The sequence below is a fragment of the Variovorax sp. SG517 genome (assembly GCF_013376045.1).
Lineage (GTDB): Bacteria > Pseudomonadota > Gammaproteobacteria > Burkholderiales > Burkholderiaceae_C > Variovorax.
The window spans coordinates 200443-223009 of sequence record NZ_JABMJG010000012.1 but is presented as its reverse complement, the minus strand read 5'-3'; the positions used below and the strand labels follow the sequence as shown (position 1 = coordinate 223009).

At 68.5% G+C, this 22567-nt stretch carries 22 protein-coding genes; 6 read left to right on the top strand and 16 right to left on the bottom strand.

Annotated elements, in window-relative coordinates:
* Window positions 1-80: 80 nt before the first annotated feature.
* Window positions 81-503, bottom strand: a complete 423-nt coding sequence (locus FHT32_RS30730) for a hypothetical protein (protein WP_176668327.1) — start codon at window positions 501-503, stop codon at window positions 81-83.
* A gap of 309 nt (window positions 504-812) precedes the next feature.
* Between FHT32_RS30730 and FHT32_RS30725 the strand changes: the two genes are divergently transcribed.
* Window positions 813-1640: an HDOD domain-containing protein gene (locus FHT32_RS30725; RefSeq protein WP_176668326.1), complete on the top strand. Its 828-nt coding sequence runs from the start codon at window positions 813-815 to the stop codon at window positions 1638-1640.
* Between the two features lie 24 nt (window positions 1641-1664).
* On the opposite strand, the gene FHT32_RS30720 is transcribed toward FHT32_RS30725, so the two are convergent.
* The 15 genes from FHT32_RS30720 to FHT32_RS30650 form a co-directional block, all read right to left on the bottom strand.
* Window positions 1665-2399: a tRNA-uridine aminocarboxypropyltransferase gene (locus FHT32_RS30720; protein WP_176668325.1), complete on the bottom strand. Its 735-nt coding sequence runs from the start codon at window positions 2397-2399 to the stop codon at window positions 1665-1667.
* 46 nt (window positions 2400-2445) lie between these two features.
* Complete coding sequence (locus FHT32_RS30715; RefSeq protein ID WP_176668324.1) at window positions 2446-2952, bottom strand: hypothetical protein; 507 nt, start codon at window positions 2950-2952, stop codon at window positions 2446-2448.
* A gap of 78 nt (window positions 2953-3030) precedes the next feature.
* Window positions 3031-4242, bottom strand: coding sequence for a hypothetical protein (locus FHT32_RS30710; protein ID WP_176668323.1), 1212 nt, complete (start codon window positions 4240-4242; stop codon window positions 3031-3033).
* 150 nt (window positions 4243-4392) lie between these two features.
* The gene (locus tag FHT32_RS30705) at window positions 4393-5604 is read right to left on the bottom strand and encodes a DUF1501 domain-containing protein (RefSeq protein ID WP_176668322.1); all 1212 of its coding nucleotides are present in this window, start codon (window positions 5602-5604) and stop codon (window positions 4393-4395) included.
* A gap of 66 nt (window positions 5605-5670) precedes the next feature.
* Window positions 5671-7221, bottom strand: coding sequence for a DUF1800 domain-containing protein (locus FHT32_RS30700; protein ID WP_176668350.1), 1551 nt, complete (start codon window positions 7219-7221; stop codon window positions 5671-5673).
* 50 nt (window positions 7222-7271) lie between these two features.
* Window positions 7272-7742 carry a hypothetical protein gene (locus tag FHT32_RS30695; RefSeq protein WP_176668321.1) on the bottom strand — a complete coding sequence of 157 codons (471 nt, stop codon included), beginning with the start codon at window positions 7740-7742 and terminating at the stop codon, window positions 7272-7274.
* Between the two features lie 121 nt (window positions 7743-7863).
* Window positions 7864-8553 carry a DsbA family oxidoreductase gene (locus tag FHT32_RS30690; RefSeq protein WP_176668320.1) on the bottom strand — a complete coding sequence of 230 codons (690 nt, stop codon included), beginning with the start codon at window positions 8551-8553 and terminating at the stop codon, window positions 7864-7866.
* A gap of 64 nt (window positions 8554-8617) precedes the next feature.
* Window positions 8618-10027 (bottom strand): MFS transporter, encoded by a 1410-nt coding sequence (locus tag FHT32_RS30685; RefSeq protein ID WP_176668319.1) that lies wholly within the window; start codon window positions 10025-10027, stop codon window positions 8618-8620.
* An 82-nt stretch (window positions 10028-10109) separates the two neighbouring features.
* A complete protein-coding gene (locus FHT32_RS30680) occupies window positions 10110-11987 on the bottom strand; it encodes a bifunctional sugar phosphate isomerase/epimerase/4-hydroxyphenylpyruvate dioxygenase family protein (RefSeq protein WP_176668318.1) in 1878 nt (625 codons plus the stop codon).
* A 134-nt stretch (window positions 11988-12121) separates the two neighbouring features.
* Window positions 12122-12886: an alpha/beta fold hydrolase gene (locus FHT32_RS30675; protein ID WP_176668317.1), complete on the bottom strand. Its 765-nt coding sequence runs from the start codon at window positions 12884-12886 to the stop codon at window positions 12122-12124.
* A complete protein-coding gene (locus tag FHT32_RS30670; protein WP_176668316.1) occupies window positions 12883-14118 on the bottom strand; it encodes a multidrug effflux MFS transporter in 1236 nt (411 codons plus the stop codon). Before FHT32_RS30670 ends, FHT32_RS30675 begins: the two co-directional genes overlap by 4 nt.
* Window positions 14115-14546: a carboxymuconolactone decarboxylase family protein gene (locus FHT32_RS30665; RefSeq protein ID WP_126021869.1), complete on the bottom strand. Its 432-nt coding sequence runs from the start codon at window positions 14544-14546 to the stop codon at window positions 14115-14117. Before FHT32_RS30665 ends, FHT32_RS30670 begins: the two co-directional genes overlap by 4 nt.
* Window positions 14543-15757, bottom strand: coding sequence for a 3-carboxy-cis,cis-muconate cycloisomerase (gene pcaB, locus FHT32_RS30660; protein ID WP_176668315.1), 1215 nt, complete (start codon window positions 15755-15757; stop codon window positions 14543-14545). The genes FHT32_RS30665 and pcaB overlap by 4 nt, the downstream gene beginning before the upstream one ends.
* A 22-nt stretch (window positions 15758-15779) precedes the next feature.
* Window positions 15780-16613, bottom strand: coding sequence for a shikimate dehydrogenase (locus FHT32_RS30655; RefSeq protein ID WP_176668314.1), 834 nt, complete (start codon window positions 16611-16613; stop codon window positions 15780-15782).
* Between the two features lie 145 nt (window positions 16614-16758).
* On the bottom strand, window positions 16759-17682 hold the full coding sequence (locus tag FHT32_RS30650) for a shikimate dehydrogenase (protein ID WP_176668313.1): 924 nt from the start codon (window positions 17680-17682) through the stop codon (window positions 16759-16761).
* 199 nt (window positions 17683-17881) lie between these two features.
* On the opposite strand from FHT32_RS30650, the gene FHT32_RS30645 reads away from it, so the two are divergent.
* The 5 genes from FHT32_RS30645 to FHT32_RS30625 all read left to right on the top strand — a co-directional run bounded on the left by FHT32_RS30645 (window position 17882) and on the right by FHT32_RS30625 (window position 22557).
* Window positions 17882-18676, top strand: coding sequence for an IclR family transcriptional regulator C-terminal domain-containing protein (locus FHT32_RS30645; protein ID WP_176668312.1), 795 nt, complete (start codon window positions 17882-17884; stop codon window positions 18674-18676).
* Window positions 18677-18683: 7 nt separating this feature from the next.
* Complete coding sequence (locus FHT32_RS30640; RefSeq protein WP_176668311.1) at window positions 18684-19352, top strand: hypothetical protein; 669 nt, start codon at window positions 18684-18686, stop codon at window positions 19350-19352.
* A 75-nt stretch (window positions 19353-19427) separates the two neighbouring features.
* Entirely contained in the window at window positions 19428-20438 is a 1011-nt protein-coding gene (locus tag FHT32_RS30635; RefSeq protein WP_176668310.1) for a tripartite tricarboxylate transporter substrate binding protein, read from the top strand.
* Between the two features lie 25 nt (window positions 20439-20463).
* On the top strand, window positions 20464-21129 hold the full coding sequence (locus FHT32_RS30630; protein ID WP_176668309.1) for a response regulator: 666 nt from the start codon (window positions 20464-20466) through the stop codon (window positions 21127-21129).
* Window positions 21130-22557: a sensor histidine kinase gene (locus FHT32_RS30625; RefSeq protein WP_176668308.1), complete on the top strand. Its 1428-nt coding sequence runs from the start codon at window positions 21130-21132 to the stop codon at window positions 22555-22557. It begins immediately after the preceding gene.
* Window positions 22558-22567 lie beyond the last annotated feature (10 nt).

Here is a 22567-nt window from a genome sequence, read left to right as displayed (position 1 = left end):
GAATTGAGGGCTGCCCCCGATTGTCCTATCGACTCCGCCCCGCCCCGCCCCGCCCGCGCCGGGCCGGCTCGGGCTCAGGCTCACTTCCCCACCGCGATGAGGCACCAGACGATGGCCACCAGCTGGGCGATGTTGATGAGGATCGCGATGACGTGCGTCCTGCGGAACCCCGGTATCGCATCCATGTAGTTCGACTGGATCTGCGCGCCGAGCGCGTCCATCTTCGGGATGACCTTCTTGCGCAGCACGACCGAGATCGCGGCCAGCACGGCGGCCCCGGCCGCGATCCACAGGCGGCCGGCGGTGGCGAAGCTGAGCGCGGTGGCCGACGCGGTGACGAATGCCGCCACGTAGTAGATGTTGAAGAAGCCCCGCACGAAGCGGGCGTCGAGCGGCGTGTCGTGCTTCAGCACCAGGAGCGGGATGGAGCCCATGATGAAGTACGCCGTCGTGACGAGAAGCGCCACCGTGAAGAACAAGGCGGCAAACATGGCTGCAGACATCTTGACTTCCTCCATACGGTGGGAGAGCCCGGCAGGCGGCGATGGTGCCACATCGGCAGGCGCGCTCATAGGCTCACGGCCAGGCAGGCGGCGCCCGGCACGAGGCGTGGCGGGCGCCGAGTCAGGGTATACCCGCAACGGACTTGCAGGGCGACGGCATCGAGGCCGACGCCGAACGCCTGCAGGAGGGCTTCCGGGCCCACCGGAATCCGTAGAAATTGCGTTTTCGTGTCTGTTCGGGCGTTTGCCTGGGGGTGTGCTGGAGGACAATTGTTTGCATACATAGGCCAGACAACAAAACCCAGCGCCATGACACTCGACGAACTCTTTGCCAATGACAAGTCGCTTCCCACCGTGCCGAGGGTGGTCTCCGATCTGATGGAGATGCTGCGCGACGACGAGGTGTCCTTCGCAGCCATCGCCAACCGGATCGAGCTCGACCAGGTGCTCGCGGCCAAGGTGCTGCAGATGGTCAATTCGCCGCTCTTCGGGCTGCGGCGCAAGATTTCTTCGATACAGGGCGCGATCCTGATGCTGGGGCTCTCCGCCATCCGCTCGATGGTCGTGAGCTCGGGTCTGGCGGGCGCCTTCAGGAAGGTGGACGGCGTCGGCCTGCCCGCCTTCTGGGCGCACAGCCTGCGCGTGGCTTCGGTCTCGCGGTACCTGGCTTCCAAGACGCGGCACGTCGACCCCAACCTGGCATTCACCGCGGGCAGCATGCACGCCATCGGCTACCTGATCATGGCGCAGGCAATGCCCGCCCGCATTGCGGCCCTGAACGCCACCCACCCCTTCGAGGCACTGGGACGCGCGCAGCTCGAGCTCGTCGAGTTCGGCTATCACTACGGCGACGTGAGCGCCTCCCTGGCCCAGCGCTGGGGCTTCGCGCCCGACCTGGTCGGGGCGCTCTCCAGCTTCGTGAGCCCGGCCGACCCGGAGCATCCCGATGTGCTCGGCGGCATCCTGCACCTGGCCGTGTGGCGCGTCGCGCTGGAGCGCCAGGGCGTGGACCTGGGCAACATCGGCGGCTTCTGGCCGAGCCAGTCGGCAATGGCGGTCGGCATCACCGAGGACATCGTCCAGGAAATGCCGGCGCCGCGCGAACTCGCGGCCGATCTCGAATCGATGATCGCCTGAGGGCGCTCCCCTCCCGTCAGGCAGTCAAGCGGCCAGCAGGCCGGCCACCTCGCGCAGCCTCTGGTGGGCTGCGCCGTCCCACACGACCGGCTGCTGGTTCTTCGCGCGCAGGTAGTGGTGCGTGAACACCGTCAGATAGGCCTCCAGCGTCTGCTCGGCGACATGCTCGCCCGCCAGGTTCATGCACATCGCCGCCACCTCGCTGGTGCAGAAATGGTCGTCGCGGCCGGAATTGCGCAGCTTGTACTGGGTGATCTGCTGCGGCTGCAGGCTCAGCACCGGCAGCCGGTCGAGGTAGGGGCTCCTGCGGAACATCTTGCGTGCCTCGGCCCATGTCGCGTCGAACAGGATGAAGAGCGGGCGCTTCCCGGCAGCGCCGGGCGACTGAACTACCTCGACCACCCGCTCGGGCGCCGCGTACTGCCCCGGGAACACCACGTAGGGCTGCCACTGCGGGTCGCTCAAGAGCGCCAGCAGCGCCGGATCGGTCTCGGTGCGGGCCCAGCCGAAGGCGAAGGTGTCGGCCACCACGTCGGCGACCAGCCAGCCGGTGTTGGTGGGCTTGAGCGGCTCGATGTCGGCCATGATCAGGCACACCCCGGCGCGCGTGGCGATCGAGGGACGCAGCGCGCACATGCAATGGCTGGGCACCAGGCGGCAGCCCGCGCAGCGCTCGCGCTTGAAGCCGCCACGGGCAAGAAAGGGCTTGGCGCTTCGTGCCAGGCGGGCGGCGCGAAGAAGGGAAACAGCGTGAGGCATGCGGGGATTCTCGGCGGTGTCGCCGCCGGCCCTGCACGCCTTGCAATCAGGCGGCAGCATCCCGGTCGATGCCGGCGACCAGTTCCCGAAGCCACGCCCGGTGAGCGCCGAAGCTTCCCGACTGCTCCTCGGCCGCTTCTCTCGCCGTCAGGTGCCGCTCCAGAAAGCGAAAGCCGACCAGCCCGGCGGCTTCACGCAGCACCTCGTCGGCCAGATCGCATTCGTAGAGAAAGTCGAAGCGGGTCGCCCAGAAACCCTGCTCTGTACCGGCGAGCCGCTCGAATCCGGAGGGGTCTTCGATGCTGAACTCGATGAACTCGAGGCCGCCCTCCGTCTCACGGAGGCCGCAGACGCTGCTGCCGTGGTCCCACAGCGGAACCAGGGTGGCCCCCTCGGGCGCACGGGCGCCGTGGTAGATGTAATAAGGCGGCCCCAGGCAGGAGCCCCGGAACGCCTCGTGGAGGCACTGGCCGGCAGCCAGCTGCATCAAGGGGGTGGACATGCCGAGCCGCTGCAGCTCGGACATTCGCAAGTGTTCGCCGATCACGGACATGTTTCGATCTTGTCTCCTCAGCCCGGATCATGGCTTACGTGATGCAAGACAGCTCAGGGTGCCGTTATCGCGCGTCCGTCACGCCAGGTCCCAGATCTTGTTGCTAGCTGCAGCATCCAGTTTTTCCTGGATGTCTTCACACATATAGCAGGCCGAAACCCCCAGTTCGTTTGCACCATCAAGACGCCCGATAACGAAGATGCCCCGCGTTGCGTGAGCCGGATCACGTATTGCAGCGCTGATGAAAACCTTCTCGCCGTTGCTTTGCACGATCTTGTCCGTCAGGACCGCACCCGGATGCAGCGCCCGGTCCCGATAGGCGTTTTCGTAGTTGTCCACGAGGTAGTTGAGCAATCTGGGGTTCTGCGAGACAACGCCTGAAATCAGGAATTGAACCCGCTTTGCGGGGATCAGGCCGGTGCCGTCGAACATCGCCTGCAGCACGTTTCTTTCGCGCAGCGACACACTGTCGGCAAAGAATGCGCTCATCTGCCCCCAGGTCAAGGCAATGTTCAGCTCCCCCCACCACCAGGCGGACTCCCTGGGAAGCTCCGATTCGACACCCGCGTAGCAGACGTGTTTTAGGAAGTGGTACTTCAGATTCAGCTGGGGGGAGTCATGGTCACCCGGCCCCCAGCGCACAAACCCCGCGAAGGCGGAGTTGGGGCCGTGCAAACCGTGGAGCGTTCGAAGACTTGGAAAGGCTGCGGGCGTGATGCCCGAGAAACGGTTCGCATCGGCAAGTCCCCGAGAAGCATTCACGGCCTGGGCAAGCTGCCCCAATGTCGACAGATTGGTCACGATGGTTGCGCCGGGCACGTTCGCAAAGGCGATCAGAGTACTCACCACGGCGTTGGCTCTTCGCGATGCCGCGAACTGCTGGATGCCCTGCTGCTGTGGCACCAGCACGTTTCCCCACGATTGACGCAGCGGCGCAGTCGGCGGCACGTTGTTTGCCGTCATTGCTGCAAAAGGCAGGCGAAGCCAGTCCAGCACGGTCTCGGCCTCGTCGATGAGCGTCCGCACCGCTGCCACGGTCGCTCCCGCATTGAGGTAGTCGAGAAGCCTCTTGGCCTCGCTGAAACGAGGCTGCGAAAAAGCGCCCGGTGCCACCGGACCAGGAGCGAGGATGGAAACGATCGCGTTCACGCGAGCCACGCTCCCGTTCACGGCCGTGACAGTCGCGTCCCGATAGTTGGCACAGATATTGACCAAGCGCACATCGGCGATCGCCACGTGGACGCCAAGCGATCGAAGAAGCAAATGCGCGCTCACCGCTGAGATCGGCATGCGGGGGTTCCTCCTGGCAGATCGGATGAGGGACAAGACCTGCATCCGGCGCGGTCGAACTATCACGCCACGCGATTTATGTGTTTCATTGTTGTCGCGCGAGTTCGCCTCCACCATCGCCGAAACTGGGTATGTGCAATCCGATCGACATCAGACCAGCCCGAGATCCTTCGGCGCCACGCCATCGAACACCCGCCCCAGCTGCGCCGGCGACAACCCGTACATCCGCTGGAACAGCCCGCCGAACACGGCGCGGTACTCGTTGAGCACCGGGTAGTCGCGGTTCTGGAACAGCGTCGCCTGCGTCAGCGCCTGCTGCTCGCCCACCACGCGCCCGCCGGCTTGCGCCGAGAGGCCGCCGCCGAGCACCCAGTAGACGGTGCCGTGGCCGTGGTCGGTGCCGCGGTTGCCGTTCTCGCGGAAGGTGCGGCCGAACTCGCTGATGACGACCACGACCGTCTGGCGCCAGGCGTCGTCGCCCATCTCCTGCGCGAAGCCGGCAACGCCGCGTCCCAGCTCTTCGAAACGGTTGGCGAGGTAGCCGGTGGCGCCGCCCTGCCCCACGTGGGTGTCCCAGCCGCCGACGTCGACGAAGCCGAGGTCGAAGCGGTCGCGCATCAAGAGCGCCATGCGGCGCGCCACCAGCTCGAAGCCCTTGGCGGACATGGCGTTGCGGCTGGCGGCGTCCATCTCGGCCTGCACCGCGCGCATGACCTCGTCGCGCACCTGGAAGCCCTCGGCCACCGGCTGGGCCAGCGCGGTGTTGCGGTACATGGAGGCTATGACCTGGCTCTGCCGCGCGTCGATGCCCGAGCGTGCGTTGCCGGCCAGCGCCATGTTGGCGGCCTTGGCGCTGCCGCGCATCGAGATCGGCAGCTGGTCGGTGAAGGCGATGGGAGACACGTCGGTGACGGGCCCAGCGCCGAGCACGCTGGCCAGCCGGTTGAGAAAGCCCGAGCGGTAGTCGCGGCGCTTGTCGAGGGCCTGGCCGAGCTCGATGGAGTCCTGCGTCTCGAAGTGGCTGCGCGTGAGGTCGTCGGTGCCGGCGAAGGCGATGAAGGATGCCTGCTTCTGCTGGAACATCGGCATCACGCTCTGCGCCAGCGCGGGGTGCAGGCCCCAGTTGCCGTCCAGCGGCAGCGCGCCGTTGGGCGTGCCGGGCCGCGCGATGGCGATGTTGGGGCGCGAGGCGTAGTAGAAGTCGCTGCTCGTGGGCACGAGCAGGTTGCTGCAGTCGTAGGCGCCGCGCAGGAACACGACCAGCAGCTTGGCGCCTTCGGCGGAAGGCGCGGCCATCACCTTGGCAGCAGCACTCGCGAACGGTGCGGCGGCCGCGAGCTTCAGGATTTCTCTGCGTTGCATGACGGTTGTCCTTTCATTCTTCTCGCCTTGCTCCTTCCCCTGCGGGGGAGGGAGAAATACCTTCACTCAGCGCCGCATCAGTTCCGGCGAGGCCAGCAGGAAGGTGTTCCATTCCTGCGGGTTCTTCGCCTGCGCCAGCGCCTCGCGCGTGTCCGCGCTCATGCCGACCTGCATGGTGCGCACCGCATGCGAATCGGCGAGCGGCGGGAACGCGGGCTTCTCCAGCGGCGCCTTGTCGTCCGCACGGAACAGCACCGCGCCGTTCGCACCGATGGCACGCGCGATCTCGAAGCGCGTGTTCATCTGGCCAGCGCTGGCCCAGGCGGCCTCGTTGAGCGGATAGCCGTCGGGCGTCTCGTGCCCGTACAGCTGCTCGCCCATGCGGTTGATCCAGCCGAGCATCGGGTTCACATTGGTGACCACGCGGTCGTCGTAGGCGAGCCGCACGCCGGCCATCACGTAGTGCACCGGATCGCGGAACTTGCGGCCCAGCGACGCCGAGAACTCGGGCGATTCGAACAGCGCCTTCAGCGTGACGGCGATGTCGCCATCGCTGCGCGTGAAGGCCGCCGCCATTCGGTCGACGAGTGCCTGCGGCGGATCGTCGGAGACGAAGTACACGGCCAGCTTGCGCGAGACGAAGCGCGCTGTGGCCGGAGCGCGAGCGAGGCGGTCGAGCGCCTCGTCGGCCTCGGCCAGACCGCGGCTCTGGATGGGTTGGCCCAGCAGCGTCTTCGGCCCGTAGTCGTGGCGGTTCGGGTTGAACTCGAACAGGCCCTTGCGCACGTAGTCGGCACGCAGGTTGGGCCGTACGTTCGGCGGCGGCGCGTCCAGCGGCTGGTTGGTCACGCCCACGCCGGTGAGCACGCGCGCGAGTTCCTGCACGTCGCCCTGCGTATAGCCGCTGCCCACGCCCAGCGTGTGCAGCTCCATCAGTTCTCGCGCGTAGTTCTCGTTGATGCGGTTGGCGGCGTTCTGCGCGTTGTCGAGGTAGCGCAGCATCGCCGGGTGGTGCAGCGTGGCGCCGAGCAGGTCGCGGAACCTGCCGAGCGCGTGCGGTCGGATGGCGTTCTCCTCGTAGTCGCCCACCATCGCGCGGATGTTGTCCTTGCGCAGGTTGACGTTGAAGTGGTTCATCCAGAACCACGTCATCTGCTCCTGCAGCTGGTTGGGCGAATAGAGCGCGCGCAGCACGAAGCGCTGCTGCGCCTCGCGCACCAGCGTGTTGAGGTGCTGCTGGTAGTCCTGCCGGGCGGCCTTCTTCTGGTCTTCGTCGGGCAATGCGTCGGCCGCCTTGCGTTGCGCTTCCAGGCCGGTGACGAGCTGGTCGAGCGGCACGCGCGAGATTTCCATCGCGTCGATCTGCGCCTGCGCGGCCGGCGGCAGCAGCGCTGAGCGCGGGTTGAGCTGGTCGCGCATCCACAGCGAGAGGCCGCGCTTGGCCAGCTGCGCATCGCTGCTCGCGTTGGCGCCCCAGCTCACGCGGTCGAGCCAGCGCAGGCGCGTGGCCTCGTCCACCTGCTGCGAGGGCAGCAACACCGAAACCATGGGCCGATGATCCCCCGGCGCGCTCGCGCAGGCCGCGAGCAGCGCCAGCGCGCAGGCGCCGAGCGCCATCGACGCGCGCCGCGTGGAGAAGATCGGCGAAGCGGTGGCCGTCACGGCCCTCACTCCCTGCGCAGGTCGTGGCGGCGCACGTCGCCGATGGCGTGTTGCGCGGTGGCAAGCGCAAGGTCTACGTGCGCGAGGCCGCGCTGCTGATACGGCCGCGAGCGCGGGTCGTCCTCTTCGCGCGCCACGTCGGAGCGCACCTTGCGCAGCAGATCGGCCGCGGCGTGCAGGCGGCCTTCCGGCGGCAGCCATGCATCGGTGGGCTCGCGCCACTCGACGGGCTTGCCGTCGAGCCATGCGGCGTGCTGCAGGTCGCCGATGGCGGCGTGGATCTCGTCGATCACTACCTGCTCGTCGCGAGATACCTGCCCGTCCTCGGGACGGCGGTGCTCCACCTTCCAGGCCGCGGTGCGCAGGTCGGACAAGGCGTGGAGATAGAACGGGTGCCTGCCGTATTCGTCCGCCAGTGCCGGCAGCGAAGCCGCAGCCATGAGGGCGAGTGCGGCGATTAGGCTTTTCTTCTTCATCTTCGGAGCTCCTGTGTGACAGTGATTGAGAACCGCCTCCTCAACCACCGGAGCCCGCTTCGGGTTGACGGTCTTTACCGTCGTAACGCTGGGCAAAGCTGGCGCCTAAGCGCCAGCTAAGTCAGGCTGTGGCAAGGCTCGAAGGCGCAGCACCGGCGATCTGGCGCAGGGCCCGTTCGAACACTTCGACGGGCTGGCCGCCCGAGATCAGATGCCTGTCGTTGATGATGATCGCGGGCACCGAGTGGATGCCGGCATCGGTGTACATGCGCTCGCGTTCGCGGGTTTCCTGTGCGAACTCGTCGCTGTCCAGGATCTGCCTGGCGCGGGTCGCGTCGAGCCCCGCTTCGGTGGCGGCGCGCACCAGCACATCGTGGTCGGAAGGATTCTGGCTGTCGGTGAAGTAGGCCTTCAGCAGCAGCTTCTTGAGCGCCGCCTGCTTGGCGGGGCTTTCCAGCTCGGCCCAGTGCAGCAGCCGATGGGCATCGAAGGTGTTGTAGACGCGCGGACGGCCTTCGGGGCTGAACTCGAAGCCCACCGCCGCGCCGCGCTGGCGGATCATCTCGCGCGACTGCGCCTGCTGCTCGCGCGTGGAGCCGTACTTCTGGTTGAGGTGCTCGAAGGTGTCCTGGCCTTCGGGCGGCATCTGCGGGTTCAGCTCGAAGGGCTGGAAGTGCAGATCCGCGGTGATCTCCGGCGCCACCTTCCCCAGCGCCGCCTCGAGCGAACTCAGGCCGATGGCGCACCAGGGACAGGACACGTCGGAGACGAAGTCGATCTTGAGGCGGGAGGGGGAAGATGTGGAGGTCATGGCGCCATTCTTCCCGGCGCCACAACCCTTGGCAGGCGAAAGGTCTTCGCCTGCCGCCGGGACCTCAGGCCGCGGCCCGGGCCACGCGCGTTTCCTGCATCGTCTGCTCGCGCAGGCGGTCGTACTCCTGCTTGTCGACCGGCACCGCGTTCGGGTTGCCCAGGTCGCGCATGTGGACGCGGTAGGTTTCGCGGGCGCTGAAGGCGGCCAGGGCGGCCAGCACCGTCACCGCGAAGGTGATGGCACCCACGGTGAACCACACGTTGGTCGAGCCGGGAGGCGCGACGGCGGCGAACAGGGCCGGCAGCAGCGCGGTGAAGGTGGTGCCGATGTTCTGCGAGATGGCCATGGCCGAGACGCGGTTGCGGGTGCGGAACAGCTCCGGATAGAAGCTCGGGAAGGTCGCGTTGTAGCCCTGGTACACGATGCCCCACATCAGCAGCGACATGACGATGGCCAGCGGCACGTTGCGGATGCTGATGGCGTACAGGTACACGAACGACAGCAGGCCCGAGACCAGCGCGCCGACGATGATCGGCGGGCGGCGGCCGATGCGGTCCGACAGGTTGCCCACGAACGGGATGACGATCACGGCCAGGATGTTGCCGAGCACCGGGATCCACAGGTACACGTCCTTCTGGAAGCCGATGCCGTAGGCGGCCTGCACGGCGTAGGCCGCGCCGAACACGGTGGCCACCACCGGAATGACGTTCATCAGCGCCATGCACACCACGCGCAGCATGTCGGCCCAGCTGTCGGTGAAGGCCTGGACGATCGGCGCCTTGGCCGTTTCACCCTTCTTGTCGACTTCGGCGAAGGCCGGGGTCTCGTCCACTTCGCGGCGGATGATGTAGCCCGCCACGATCACCAGGAAGCTCAGCAGGAATGGAATGCGCCAGCCCCACGAGTTGAAGGCGTCCTCCGGCATGTAGTGCGCGAGCGGCAGGAACACGGCTGCCGCCAGGATCTGGCCGGCCTGCACGCCCTGCAGCGTGAAGCTCGCGAAGAAGCCGCGTCGGCCGAACGGAGCGTGCTCCAGGATCATCGAGCTCGCGCCCGAGATCTCGCCCGCCACCGCGAAGCCCTGCACCAGGCGCAGCAGCACCAGCAGCACCGGTGCCAGCAGGCCGACCTGGTCGTAGGTCGGCAGCAGGCCGACGGCCACGGTCGAGAAGCCCATCAGGAACATGCAAAGCACCAGCACCTGCTTGCGCCCGTGCGTGTCGCCCCAGTGGCCGAGCACGAAGGCGCCGATGGGGCGTGCCACGTAGCCCACGCCGTAGGTCGCGAGCGAGGCGACGATGGCCGTCGTCGGGTCGCCCTTGGGGAAGAAGATCTGCGGAAAGATCAGCGCCGCGGCGGTGGCGTAGATGAAAAAGTCGTAGTACTCCAGCGCCGAGCCGATCCAGCCGCTTGCCGCGGCCTTCCTCGACTGGTGCCTGCCTTGCGGCTCACGGGCTGTGTTGCTTGCCATGTGTTGTCTCCAGTGGTGACGTGAAAAAAATCAGCTCTCTATCGGTCGAAAGAAACGATCTGCCGGTGCGCCTGCGGCCCTGTCAGTCCTGCGCCTGCGACGCCATGCGCGCCGGTGCGTTGAGGGCGCCGTAGGCGTCGTAGCCGCCCACGCGCTGCGCGACCTCGAAGAACAGTCCGCCCTCGAAACTCTCGGTGTAGATGTGCAGGTAGTCGCCGGCCGGCGAGCGGTCGAAGAGCACGCCCGACTCGCGCATGCGCGAAAGCAGCGCCGGGTCGATGTCGATGCGGGTGGCGAGATCGTCGTAGTAGTTGTCGGAAATGGGCACGAAGCGCGTGCCGTTGGCGCGCAGCTTCGCGGCCGTCTCGAAGATGTCGGCGCAGCTCAGCGCGATGTGGTGCACCGCGCCGCCGCCGGTCACGCTCAGCGTGCGCGCGGTGCGGGTGCGCTGGCTCAGCGACACGTTGAGCACCAGGCGCAGGCTGCGGTCGGCGTTGGCGACGCCGCGGCTGCGGATCAGCCCGAACGGGTCGGCCAGCTCCAGGCTCTCGCCGGGCTCCAGGCCGAGCACTGCGCGCGTGAACAGCACCCAGGTGTCGAGCTGGTCGAGCGCGAGGCCCAGCGCCACGTGGTCGATGCGCTGCAGGCCCGTGTCGTTGGCGCCCGCGCCCTCGTCTTCGAGGATGAAGTCGGTCTCGTACAGGCCGTTGGCGCCCAGCATCTCGGGCACGAAGTGGATCAGGTTGCCGCCCGGCGCCACGATGGCCGGCACGCGCAGCTCGTTGGGGCCGACCGGGCTGTCGTGCCGCTGCGAGCGCATGGCGGTGGCGCGGCCCACCGCGGCCAGCGGATCGTCGCAGCGCACGCCCAGCGCGCACACCGAGGTGCCGTGCGCCTCGAAGCGCTGGCGCGCGAAGGAGTCGGGTTGCGCGTTGACGATCAGGTTGATGTCGCCCTGGCGATACAGCGTCACCGCCTTGGAGCGGTGCCTTCCGATGCGGCGGAAGCCCAGCTGGCCGACCAGCGTTGCCAGCGTCGCGGCCGAAGCCTCGTCGGCGGCGAACTCGATGAACGACAGGCCCGACAGCGCCGGCACCGGCGGCGGGTCGAACAGCGTCACCTGCTGCGGCGCCGCGGGCTTGGCGAGGCGCTGGCGCGCTTCGCTCTCCAGGTACAGCAGCGAGCGCATCGCGTCCACCGCGGTGCGGCGGTTCGGCGTCTCGCGGAAGATGTCGTTGAAGATCTCCAGCGACAGCGGCCCGGTGTAGCCGGCGCGCAGCACCTGCTCGAAGAAGCCGATCACATCGAAGTCGCCCTGCCCCGGGAACGAGCGGTGGTGGCGCGCCCACTGGATCACGTCCATCGACAGCAGCGGCGCGTCGGCCATCTGCAGGAAGAAGATCTTGTCGCCCGGAATGGCGGCGATGCCGGCCGGGTCGTCCTTCAGCGAGAGCGTGTGGAAGCTGTCGAGGATCAGGCCCAGGTGCGAGTGGTTCGCCTGCTTGACGATCTCCCAGGCCTGGCCGTACAGCGAGGTGTGGCGGCCCCAGGCCAGCGCCTCGAAGCCCACGCGCAGGTTGCGGCGCGCGGCGCGCTCGGCCAGCTCGTGCAGCTGGGCGGCCGCCAGCGCAGGGTCGTTGACGGACAGCGGCGAGGTGTTGGAGCAGCACAGCATCGTCGGTGCGCCCATGGCCTGCATCAGGTCGAACTTGCGCTCTGCGCGCTCCAGGCTGCGGCGGAACTGCGCCTCGGGCATGCCTTCGAAGTCGCGAAACGGCTGGTACAGGTCGATGCTCAGGCCCAGGTCGCCGGCGATGCGGCCGAGCTCGGCGGCCGTGCCCTTGAAGTTGATGAAGTCGGCCTCGAACAGCTCGATGCCATCGAAACCGGCGTCGGCGACGGCTTCGAGCTTCTGGCGGAGCGTGCCGCTGAGCGAGACGGTGGCGATGGAGCGATGCATGGGGGTGGACTTTAGGAACACCCGGGCCCCATCACAATCTATTCAGGCTCCTTTTGATCGATGATCGATCACTCTCAACCGTTATTCGCACGAAATACGGGATACACCTAGGCCGCGCACCCCGCAATCGCCGCTCAGAGGCTGCGCCAGAAATCGATCAGCAGCTGCGCGAATTCCGCCGGCCGCTCGACGGCGCTCAGGTGCGCGGCGTCGATGGTTTCCAGCCGGGCATGCGGAATGGCCGCAGCCATGGCCTGCGACATCGCCATCGGAGTGGCTTCGTCCTGCAGTCCGCCGATCACCAGCGTGGGCACGGCGATGCGGTGGTTGCTCTCGCGGAAGTCGATGGCCGCGACAGCGTTGCAGCTCTCGATGTAGCCCTGCGCGTCGGTGCGCACCAGCACGTCGTGCAGCTTCTTCGCGGCTTCGGCGCCTTCGGCCGTGGCGGCCCACGCGGGCGTGAGCCAGCGCGACACCGCCCCGGGCGCGATGGCGGCAACGCCCTTGGCGCCGACGGTCTCGACGCGCGTGCGCCAGGGTGCCTGGTCGGGGTAGTGCGCGGCCGAATTGGCGATCACGATCGTCTTCAGCAGCTCGGGGTGGCGCACCGCCAGCGCCTGCGCTGTCATGCCACCCATCGACAGGCCGACGAAGTGCACCGGCTCGCCGCCAGCCTCGCGCCGAATGAGCTCGGCAGCGTCCTGTGCGAGCGTCTCGACGCGCAGCTCACCGGGCAGCACCTCCGAGGCGCCGTGGTTGCGATGGTCGTAGCGCAGCACCGTGTGGCCGCGCGCCAGGTGCGCGGCCACGCCGTCCCACATGCTCAGGTCGCAGCCGAGCGCATGGCTGAGCACGACGATGGGGCCGTTGCCCTCGCGAACGACATTCAAACGGGTCATGGTGTGGTTTCCTTTTTCGGGTGTTGCAGACGCGGCAGCCAGAAGAACGCGATCGCCACCAGCACGCCGCCGGCCAGCAGCATCGGTACGACCATCGGCCAGGCGCCGTTGGAGTAATCGGTATCGACGAAACGCGCGGCGAGCTGCCCTGCGCAGAACGCGACCATCATCATGCCGAAGCCGGACCACGACACGGCCCGGCCCGCCAGGTGCGGCAGGTCGCCCACCGCGCCGGCCTGCCCGCAGGGCTGGTGGATGCCGTGGCCCAGGCAGTAGACGGCGTGGCCGAACAGCAGCGGCACCGCGCTCAGCGGCATCAGCCAGCAGCCCAGCGCCTGGATGGTGGCGCCGGCCAGGCTCAGCGACGCGCCTAGCTTCACCGTGCGCACGGGGCCGTAGCGCCGCAGGAGGCTGCGGCACATGGTGGTGCTGAAGATGTAGACCAGCGAGCCGCCGGCCGGGATCCAGCCGTACCAGGCGGGCGACCAGCCCAGGTAGCCGATGTAGACCATCGGCGAAAGCAGCAGGAAGCAGAACAAGCCGCCGTAGGTGGTGGCCGCGACCGAAGCCCAGGCACGGAAGGAACGGCTCGCGAACACGGCGCGCGTGCTGCCGCGCGGTGCGGACGACTCGCCCTCGCCCAGGGGCCGGCGCGTTTCGCCGAACGAGCGCCAGCACAGCGCGAACAGCACCGCGGCATAGGCCGCCATCGCCGCCATCACCCAGCGCCAGCCGGCGCCCTGCACAAGCCACGCGCCGAGCAGCGGGGCCATCAGCCCGACGATGCCCAGGCCCGTGAGCCCGCGCGCCATCACGTGCGGACCTTCGTGCGCGGGATAGAGGTCGCGCACAGCGGCGCGCGCGCACACCAGGATGGCCGCCATCGAGAAGCCCTGCAGCGCGCGCCACCCCGCGAGCAGCGCCACGCTGTCCGCGAAGGCACCGCCCAGCGCGGCGAGCGTGTAGCAGCCCAGCCCCCCCAGCAGCACCGGCCTGCGCCCGAAGCGGTCGGCCAGCGGCCCGCACAGCAGCTGCGCAAAGCCGAAGGCCAGCACGAACAGCGTGAGGCTGGTGCTGGCCGAGCCGAGCTCCTTCGCGATGGCGGGGAGCGCGGGAAGATAACTGTCGGTGGCCACCGGCTGCGCCGCGAGCAGCAGCGGCAGGAGCAGCGTGAAGGTGACGTCGAAGCGGCCCTTCTTCTGGCCCTTCTTAGGAGCAGGCGGCGCGGTCACTGCGCCAGCGGCGGCAGCAGGCCCTTCTCGCGCAGGATGCCCGTCGCGATGCCGAAGGCGTGGTTGGCCACGGGCACGCCGCAGTAGATGGCGGCCATCATGATCACTTCCTTGATCTCGTCCGGCGTGAGGCGCGACTCGGGCGGGCCGTCGAGCGCGGCGCGCACGTGCATCGCGAATTCTTCGTACGCGTGGATGCCCAGCATCATCGACAGCACCATGAAGCGGCGCGTCTTGTCGCCCAGCGCGGGGCGGCCCCAGATGTCGTTCCACGCATGGCGCGTGATGAGTTCCTGGAACTCGGCGTTGAAGCCGTTGCGGTTGGCCAGCGACTTGTCGACCCAGGCATCGCCGAGCACACGGCGGCGGTTGACGAGGCCGGCTTCATAGGCGCCGGGTTCCACGGGCGGGTTTTCGGGGGTGGTCATTGGGAGAGTTCCTTGTGTGCGTCGAGCCGGGCCTGCAGCGCCTTCACTTCGGCGAGCGCGGTCTGTCCGGCTTCGTGGGCGAGCGCGGGGGCGAACCATTCGTCCGCCGCGTCGCGCGGGAGTTCGGCGCGCAGCCGATCGATGTTGGCGCGCATGCGTGCGGCATCGACCTGCAGGCCGGGCAGTGCGCCGGCCATCGCGCGAACGCTGCCGTGCGCCGACATCAGGAGCTGCGGCCATTCGCCCAGCTCCGCCTGCCAGGCGCCGAGTGCGCGTTCGTGCTGCTGCGGCATGGCGCCGAGCAACGCGGCCACGCGCTGCGGCGCGCGGTGCGCGGCGGCAATGGCCACCATCGAGGCCACCGGGTTGCGCTTGTGCGGCATGGCCGACGATCCGCCGCGGCCCGGTTCGCTGGGCTCGGTGACTTCGCTGACTTCGTACTGGCCGAGTAGCGAGATGTCGACCGCGATCTTGCCCAGGCTGCCGGTCATGAGGCCCAGTTCGCAGCCGAGCGCGACCCATTCGTCGCGCTGGGTGTGCCAGGTCGCGCCGGGGTCGCCCAGGCCGAGTTCCTTGGCCATGCGCTTGCGCACGGCCGCGCCCTGCCCCTTCATCTGCGCCAGCGTGCCGATGGCACCGCCCAGCTGCAGCTGCAGCGCGTGCTTCGCGGCATCGCGCAGACGGATGCGGCTGCGCACCAGCGGCGCGGCCCAGCCGGCGCACTTGAAGCCGAAGCTGGTGACCGAGGCCGGCTGCATCAGCGTGCGCGCGAGCATCGGGGTCTCGGCGTGCGTCACGGCCAGGCGCAGCAGCGCGTCGGCGGCCTTGGCGAGGTCGGCCTCGACGAGCGCGACAGCCTCGCGCGTGACCAGCGCCATCGCGCTGTCGATCACGTCCTGGCTGGTGCTGCCGAAATGCACGAAGGACGCGGCCTCGGCGTTGAAGAGGCCCACGGCCTCGCGCAGCGCCTTCACCAGCGGGATCGCGACGCTGCCAGCGCGGCCGCTCTCGCGCACGATCTTGGCGACGTCGAACAGCTCGACCTTGCAGCTGCTGACGATCGAGTTCGCGGCGCTCTCGGGGATCAGCCCCTCGGCCGCCTGCGCGCGCGCCAGCGCGGCCTCGAAGCGCAGCATGGCGTCGACGAAGGCGCGGTCGCTGAAGGCGCCCAGCGTTTCGGATGTGGAGAGGAAGCCTTCGAAAATGCTCATCGGGCGAGCCTTCCTTTCTTGTTCAGTATTTCAGTTGCGCCACGGCGCGCAGTTCCTCGGGCGAGGCAGTGCCGAAGCCGAAGAACTCCAGGTACGCCGGAATCATCTCGAACAGCATGTCGGTGCCCACCTGCACCTGGCAGCCCTTGGCCTTGGCGGCCTGCAGCAGCGGCGTGTATTCGGTCTTCATGACCACCTCGCCGACGAAGGTGGAAGGGTCGATGCGGTCCACGTCGAAGGGCAGCGGATCGCCCTCCTTCATGCCCAGCGGCGTGGCGTTGACCACCACGTCGTAGCCGGCCGGGTCCTTCGAGCCGGTGGCCACCTTCATCTGCGGATAGTGCTCGCGCAGGCGCGCTGCCAGCGCATCGGCCGAGGCCTCGTTCATGTCGAACAGCATCAGCTCGGCGGCACCCGCCGCGGCAATGGACGCCGCGATGGGCGAGCCCACGCCGCCCGCGCCCGACACCAGCACCCGCGTGCCCTTGAAGAGCCGCCCCTTGCGCTCCACGCCGCGCACGAAGCCGGCGCCGTCGAACTGGTCGCCCAGCAGCGTGCCGTCGGGGCGCTTGAGGATGGCGTTGCAGGCACCGGCCACGCGCGCGGTGGGCGTCACCTCGTCGACCAGCGACATCGTCGTCACCTTGTGCGGCATGGTCACCAGAGCGCCGCGGATGTTGCTGAACTTGAAGATCTGCGGCAGCGACACCGCATAGTCCTCGGGCTTCACGCCCATGGGCACGACCACGGCGTCGATGCCGTGCTTGTCGAACCAGGGGTTGTAGATCATCGGGGCCTTGAAGGCCTCCGTGGGAAAGCCGATGTGGGCGATGAGGGTGGATTTGCCGGAAATCATTGGTGAATCAATCTGTGCAATCAAAGGTCGATGAAGGTTTCTTCCAGGAATGCCGCGGAACCGGCTTTGCCGGGCCGCAGGCATTGCCCCCTGCAAGGGGGTTGGCGAAGCGACACGAAGTGCGCGAAGCCTGGGGGTGAGCCATTTACGCCACGCTCGGCGAGTGGTAGCGCAAGGGCTGCGCGATCTCGGCGTGCATCGCCGGCGGATAGATGATTTCTCGCAGGAAGCCGGCGTCGGCCGTCATCGCATCCGCCGCGTCCATGTGGCCGAAGTAGCGGAAGTAGTGCGGCATCTGCTGGATCAGCATCTCGAAGCCGGCCTGCGCATTGAGCCCGCGCGCGCGGGCGGCGCGCACCAGCGGCGTGGGCTGGTTGCGCAGCAGGATGTCGAAGAGCGCGGCGTGGCTGTCCATGCGCGTCACGTCGACAGGCAAGGCGTCGTCGTCGCTCAGCCCGAGTTGGGTGGCATTGATGACGAGGTCGAAGCCCTCGGGCGCATTGCTTTCAGCCGCCACCACGTTCGCGTCGAAGAAGGCATCGAGCTTGGCCGCCACGCCGGCCGCCTTGCCCGCGGCCTTGTCGTACATGGCGATGTGCGCCGCGCCGTTCACCGTGCCACCCTCGGCCAGCGCGACGCCGATGGCAGCGGCGCTCACGCCCGCGCCCAAAATCAGCACGCGCTTGCCGCGGAAGGGAATGTTGTAGTGGTCGAGCGCGCCGATCAGGCCCTCGCCGTCGAAGAGATCGCCCTCGAGCTGGTCGCCCTCGGTGCGGCGCACCACGTTGACCGAGCCCGCCACGCGGCCGAAGAGGCCGCAGCCTTCGAGCAGGTCGACCACCAGCGGCTTGTGCGGGGGCGCGATCACCATGCCGCGCACGTTGCGCGCGAGGAAGGCCGACTTGAAGAACACCGCGAAGTCGCGCACCGGCACCTGCATGGGCAGCAGCACCGCGTCGATGCCGAAGCGCTCGAAGGCCGCATTGAACATGCGCGGCAGCCGCACGTTGCGAACCGGGTCACCGGGGATCAGGTAGGCCTGGGTGCTGCCGCTGATGGAATGGCTCATGTGCGTGCTTCCGTTCGTCAATCGCTCTTTTGGAGGGCGGATGGCGAGCTTTATAGTCCCTCCAGCCAACCCATGCAGCCTTTGGGGCATCAAAACGTGCGACTATCGATCTTTAGAATTCAATGATCGATCAATTCAAGGGTTTTCACCTGCACCAATTGCAAACTCGAACCCTTCTGCGCAGATCACACTTCCGCCCATGAGCAAGGACAGCAATCACGACTCGGCGCCGCCTCCCGGCCTGGACAAGCGCGACTGGATCGCCGGCCTCGAGCGCGGCGTGAGCATCATCGAAGCCTTCGACGACGCCAACCCGCGCCTCACCGCCAGCCAGGCCGGCCAGCGCACCAACATGACCCGCACCGCCGCGCGGCGCTACCTGCTGACCCTGCAGCACATGGGCTACGTCGCCAGCGACGGCAAGCTGTTCTGGCTCACGCCGCGCGTGCTGCGCCTGGGCCAGTCGTACCTCGAATCGGCCCGCCTGCCCCGCGTGGTGCAGCCCTTCCTGCAGCGGGTGGCCGCCGGCACCAACGAGATCGCCTACCTCAGCGTGATGGACGGCGACGAGGTGGTCTACATCGCCCGCAACGGCCCCAACCGCAGCATGAGCACCGGCTACGTGCTCGGCGCGCGCGTGCCGGCGCAGGTCACCGCCTCCGGCATGCTGATGCTGGCCCTGCGCAGCGACGCCGAGCTCGACGAGTGGCTCACCACGCGCAAGCTAACAGTCTTCACCTCGCACACCATCGCGAGCATGGAGCGGATGAAGCTCGAACTTGCCCGCATCCGCGCCCAGGGCTGGGCGCTTTCCGAACAGCAGCTCGACCTGAACTCGCGCGGCATCGCGGTGCCGCTGCGCGACCGGCACGGCACGCTGGTGGGAGCGCTGAACATCACGATGCCGATGGGGCACGAGAGCTCGGAGGATGCGGTGACGCGGGTGCTTCCGGTGCTCCGGGAGACGGCGCAGGCGATGCGGAACCTGATCTGACGCCGCCGTGACCGCCAACACGCCCGGGGCATCGAGCCAGACCGCATTGCCCGACTGGGCGGCGCAATCGGAGCCCGTGGAGGGCGTGCGCATCGACATCGCATTCATCGTCGAGCCCACCTTCTATTACGGCCCGCCCTCGAACATCGCGGCGGCGCAATGGGAGCAGCTGCGCGAGCCGCTGTACCAGCCGGCCATTCCGGGCGCGGCGCAGGGCTTCGTGCTGTCGGCCGATTGCATCGGCCACGAGGACGAACTCTGCCGCCACTACCGCGACCTGCTGGCCAAGGCCGCGCGGCACGGAAAGGACCCAGCCGACGGCCCCCACTTCTGGAACAGGCCCGTAGTCCATGCACCCGGCCGCTTCCTGCTGAGCTTCCCGTGGCACGACCGCTTCAGCGAGGGTCGGGCCTTCATCGAATCGCTCGCCACGGGCACGCCCGGCGAGGTCTTCTCCGACTACGAGCAGGGCTGGTTCTTCGACCTGCGGCTGCACGACGGCACGCTCTACCTGCGAGACGACGACCCCGACGAAGGCACGACCTTCCACAACCTGCGCTTCGCCTACGAGCCGGTGCGCGCGCAGGTCGGGACGGTGCTGGCGCGCGTGGAGCGCCTGATCACCCGGCTCGCGGGCGAACTGGGCCGGGATTACTGGACCGGCGGCACTGACTGACTGATTGACAGCATTCCGACAGCATCCCCCGGGCACGATGCACGCTTTCAATCCAAAAAGCGCTGGAGACAACCCATGTCCGACCTCTTTTCCCCCGACGACACCCGCCTGAGCCGCCGCGGCCTGCTCCAGGCCGGCGGCGCAGCAGCCCTCGGCGGCCTGCTGCCCTCGATGGCTTTCGCCGAAGACGCGTGGCCCAGCAAGTCGATCCGCTTCGTGGTGCCTTTCGCACCGGGCGGCAGCTCGGAGATCGTCGCGCGCTCGACCGCCGCGGAGCTCTCGCGCACCATCGGCCAGAGCGTGTTCGTCGACAACAAGCCGGGCGCGGCCGGCAACATCGCGATGGGCGAGGTGGCGCGCGCTACCGACCAGCACACGATCATCCTGGGCCACATCGGCACGCTGGCGGTCAACCCGTACATCTTCGCCAAGCTGCCCTACGACGCGAACAAGGACTTCAAGCCGGTGAGCCTGCTGGCCAAGGTGCCCAGCCTGTACGTGGTGCACCCCGACGTGCCGGCGAAGAACCTCAAGGAATTCATCGCCTACGCCAAGTCGAAGCCGGGCAAGCTCAGCTACGGCTCGGCGGGCAACGGCAGCGCGGGCCACCTTGCCTTCGAGTACCTGAAGATGACGGCCGACGTGTTCATGCTGCACGTGCCCTACCGCGGCACCGGCCCGATGGTGACCGACCTGCTCTCGGGCCGGCTCGACGCATCGGCCATCGGCGCGGCGGCGGTGCTGCAGTTCATCAAGGCGGGCAAGGTGCGCTGCATCGCGACCGGCTCGGCCAAGCGCCTGCCGCAGCTGCCCGACGTGCCGACCGTGGCCGAACAGGGCTTCCCCGGCTTCGAGATGACGCAGTGGTACGGCATGCTCGCGCCCGCCAGCATCACGCCGCCGCAGCTCGCCAAGCTTTCGGCCGAGACGATGAAGGCCGTGAAGTCGCCCGACTCGATGCAGCGGCTGACCAACGACGCGGCCGAAGCCATCGGCGGCACGCCGGAGCAGTTCGCGCAGTTCATCGCCTCGGAACAGGCACGCTGGCAGAAGGTCATCGCAAGGGCAAACATCAAGCCGGACTGAGTCCCGTCGGCTCTAGCATCGGGCCATGCGCATTCTCCTGGCCGAAGACGAACACACCCTGGGCACCTGGCTTTGCAAGGCGCTGGAGCACGCGGGCATCCAGGTCGAATGGGTGGATGACGGGCGGCTGGCCGACCGCGCCCTGCAGCAACGCGACCACGACGCGCTGGTGCTCGACCTCGGCCTGCCCGGGCTCGACGGGCATACGGTGTTGCAGCGGCTGCGCGAGCGCGACCAGCGGTTGCCGGCGCTGATCCTCACGGCGCGCGATTCGCTCAACGAGCGCGTGGCCTCGCTCAATGCGGGCGCCGACGACTTCCTCGCCAAGCCCTTCGCGCTGGCCGAACTCGAGGCGCGGCTTCATGCGCTGGTGCGCCGTGCGCGCGGCGTGGAGCATCCGCGCCAGGCCTGCGGCCCGCTGGTGTACGACGGGGCGCGCCGGCACTTCACGCTGAACGGGGAGGCGCTGGCGCTTTCGCCGCGCGAGCTGGCGGTGCTGCGCGTGCTGGTGCAGCGCAGCGGCGAGCCGCTGTCGAAGCAGCAGATCCTGGAGCGCGTGTTCTCCGACGACGAGGAAGTGCACCCCGAGGCGGTGGAAGTCTTCGTCTACCGGCTGCGCAAGCGGCTGGACGGCAGCGGCGTGCGCATCGTCACGCTGCGCGGGCTGGGCTATGTGCTGGAAGCCGACTGAATGAGCGTGGTGGCCAACGTGGCGCACCGCCTGCGGCGCGCGAGCCTGTGGCAACGGCTGGCGCTTCTGCTCTTCCCCGCCCTGCTGGTGGTGACCGCGCTCGAGCTGTGGATGACACGGCACGACGCGCTGGCCGCCGCCAACGCAGCCTACGACCGCTCGCTGCTGGGCGCGCTCAAGTCCATCGACGCCAACATCTCGACCGCGTCGGGCGGGCTCTCCGTCGAGCTGCCTTACACGATGTTCGAGTTCTTCGAGCTCACGGCGAGCGGGCAGGTGTTCTTCCGCGTCTCGACCTCCGACGGGCTGGTCGAACTCGGCAGCGCGGACCTGCCCGCTCCGCCCGCCGAGCTGAAGATGGGCGTGCCGGCCTTCTACGACGCCACCTACTTCGGCGAGGCCGTGCGGCTTGCGGCCTACCGGCGCGACCTCGACCGGGCACCGGCCGGCAGCACCGGGCACAGCGTGCTGATCCAGGTCGGTGAAAGCACGCGCTCGCGACAGGAGTTCAGCGCGCGCTTCGTGCGCAGCGCGGCGCTGCGCGACGGGCTGGTGCTGGCGATGCTGCTGTGCGGCACCGCCCTGGCGCTCGCGGCGGCGCTGCGGCCGCTCTCGCGGCTGGCGCGCGAGGTCGGCGCGCGCACCAGCGACGACCTCACGCGCATCGCCGAGACCGACCTGCCCGCCGAGGTGCGGCCGCTGGTGGCGGCGGTCAACCAGCAGATGTCGCGCACGCAGGAGCTGGTCTCGCAACAACGGCAGTTTCTCGACGACGCCTCGCACCAGCTGCGCACGCACCTGACCACGCTGCAGATGCAGGCCGACTACGCGCGGCGCGAGGAAGACCCGGCGCAGGTGCAGGTGGCGCTCGACGCGCTCGGCACCGAGATCGGCCGCGCCACGCGCAGCGCGCAGCAGTTGCTGGCGCTGGGCCGCAGCGACACGGTGCCGGTGGAGCCGGCCGAGTTCGATCTTGCGGCGCTGCTGCGCGAAGTGGCCGTCGACCTGCTGCCGCTGGCGCGCGCAAAACGCATCGATCTCGGCATCCATTCGCCCGCGCCCGAATTCACGGCCGTGGCGGACCGAGCGCTGATGCGCGAGGCGCTGGGCAACCTGGTGAGCAACGCGATCGCCTACACGCCTGCTGAAGGCACGATCACGCTCTTCGCCGCCGGCGACGCGGCGGGCTGGAGCCTCAACGTGGAAGACAACGGGCCCGGCATCGACGAGGAGGAACGCGCCGCGCTGGGCCAGCGCTTCCGCCGGGGCGCGCGTGCCGGCAAGGGCGGATTCGGGCTCGGCCTGGCCATCGCGCGCTCCATCGCGCAGCGGCACCGGGGCGAGCTGCGGCTCGAAGCGCGCGAGGCCGGGCCGGGGCTGCATGCGATCATCTGGTGGCCGCGTACTCCCGCCCCGGCCGCCGCCTGACAAGTCCGCT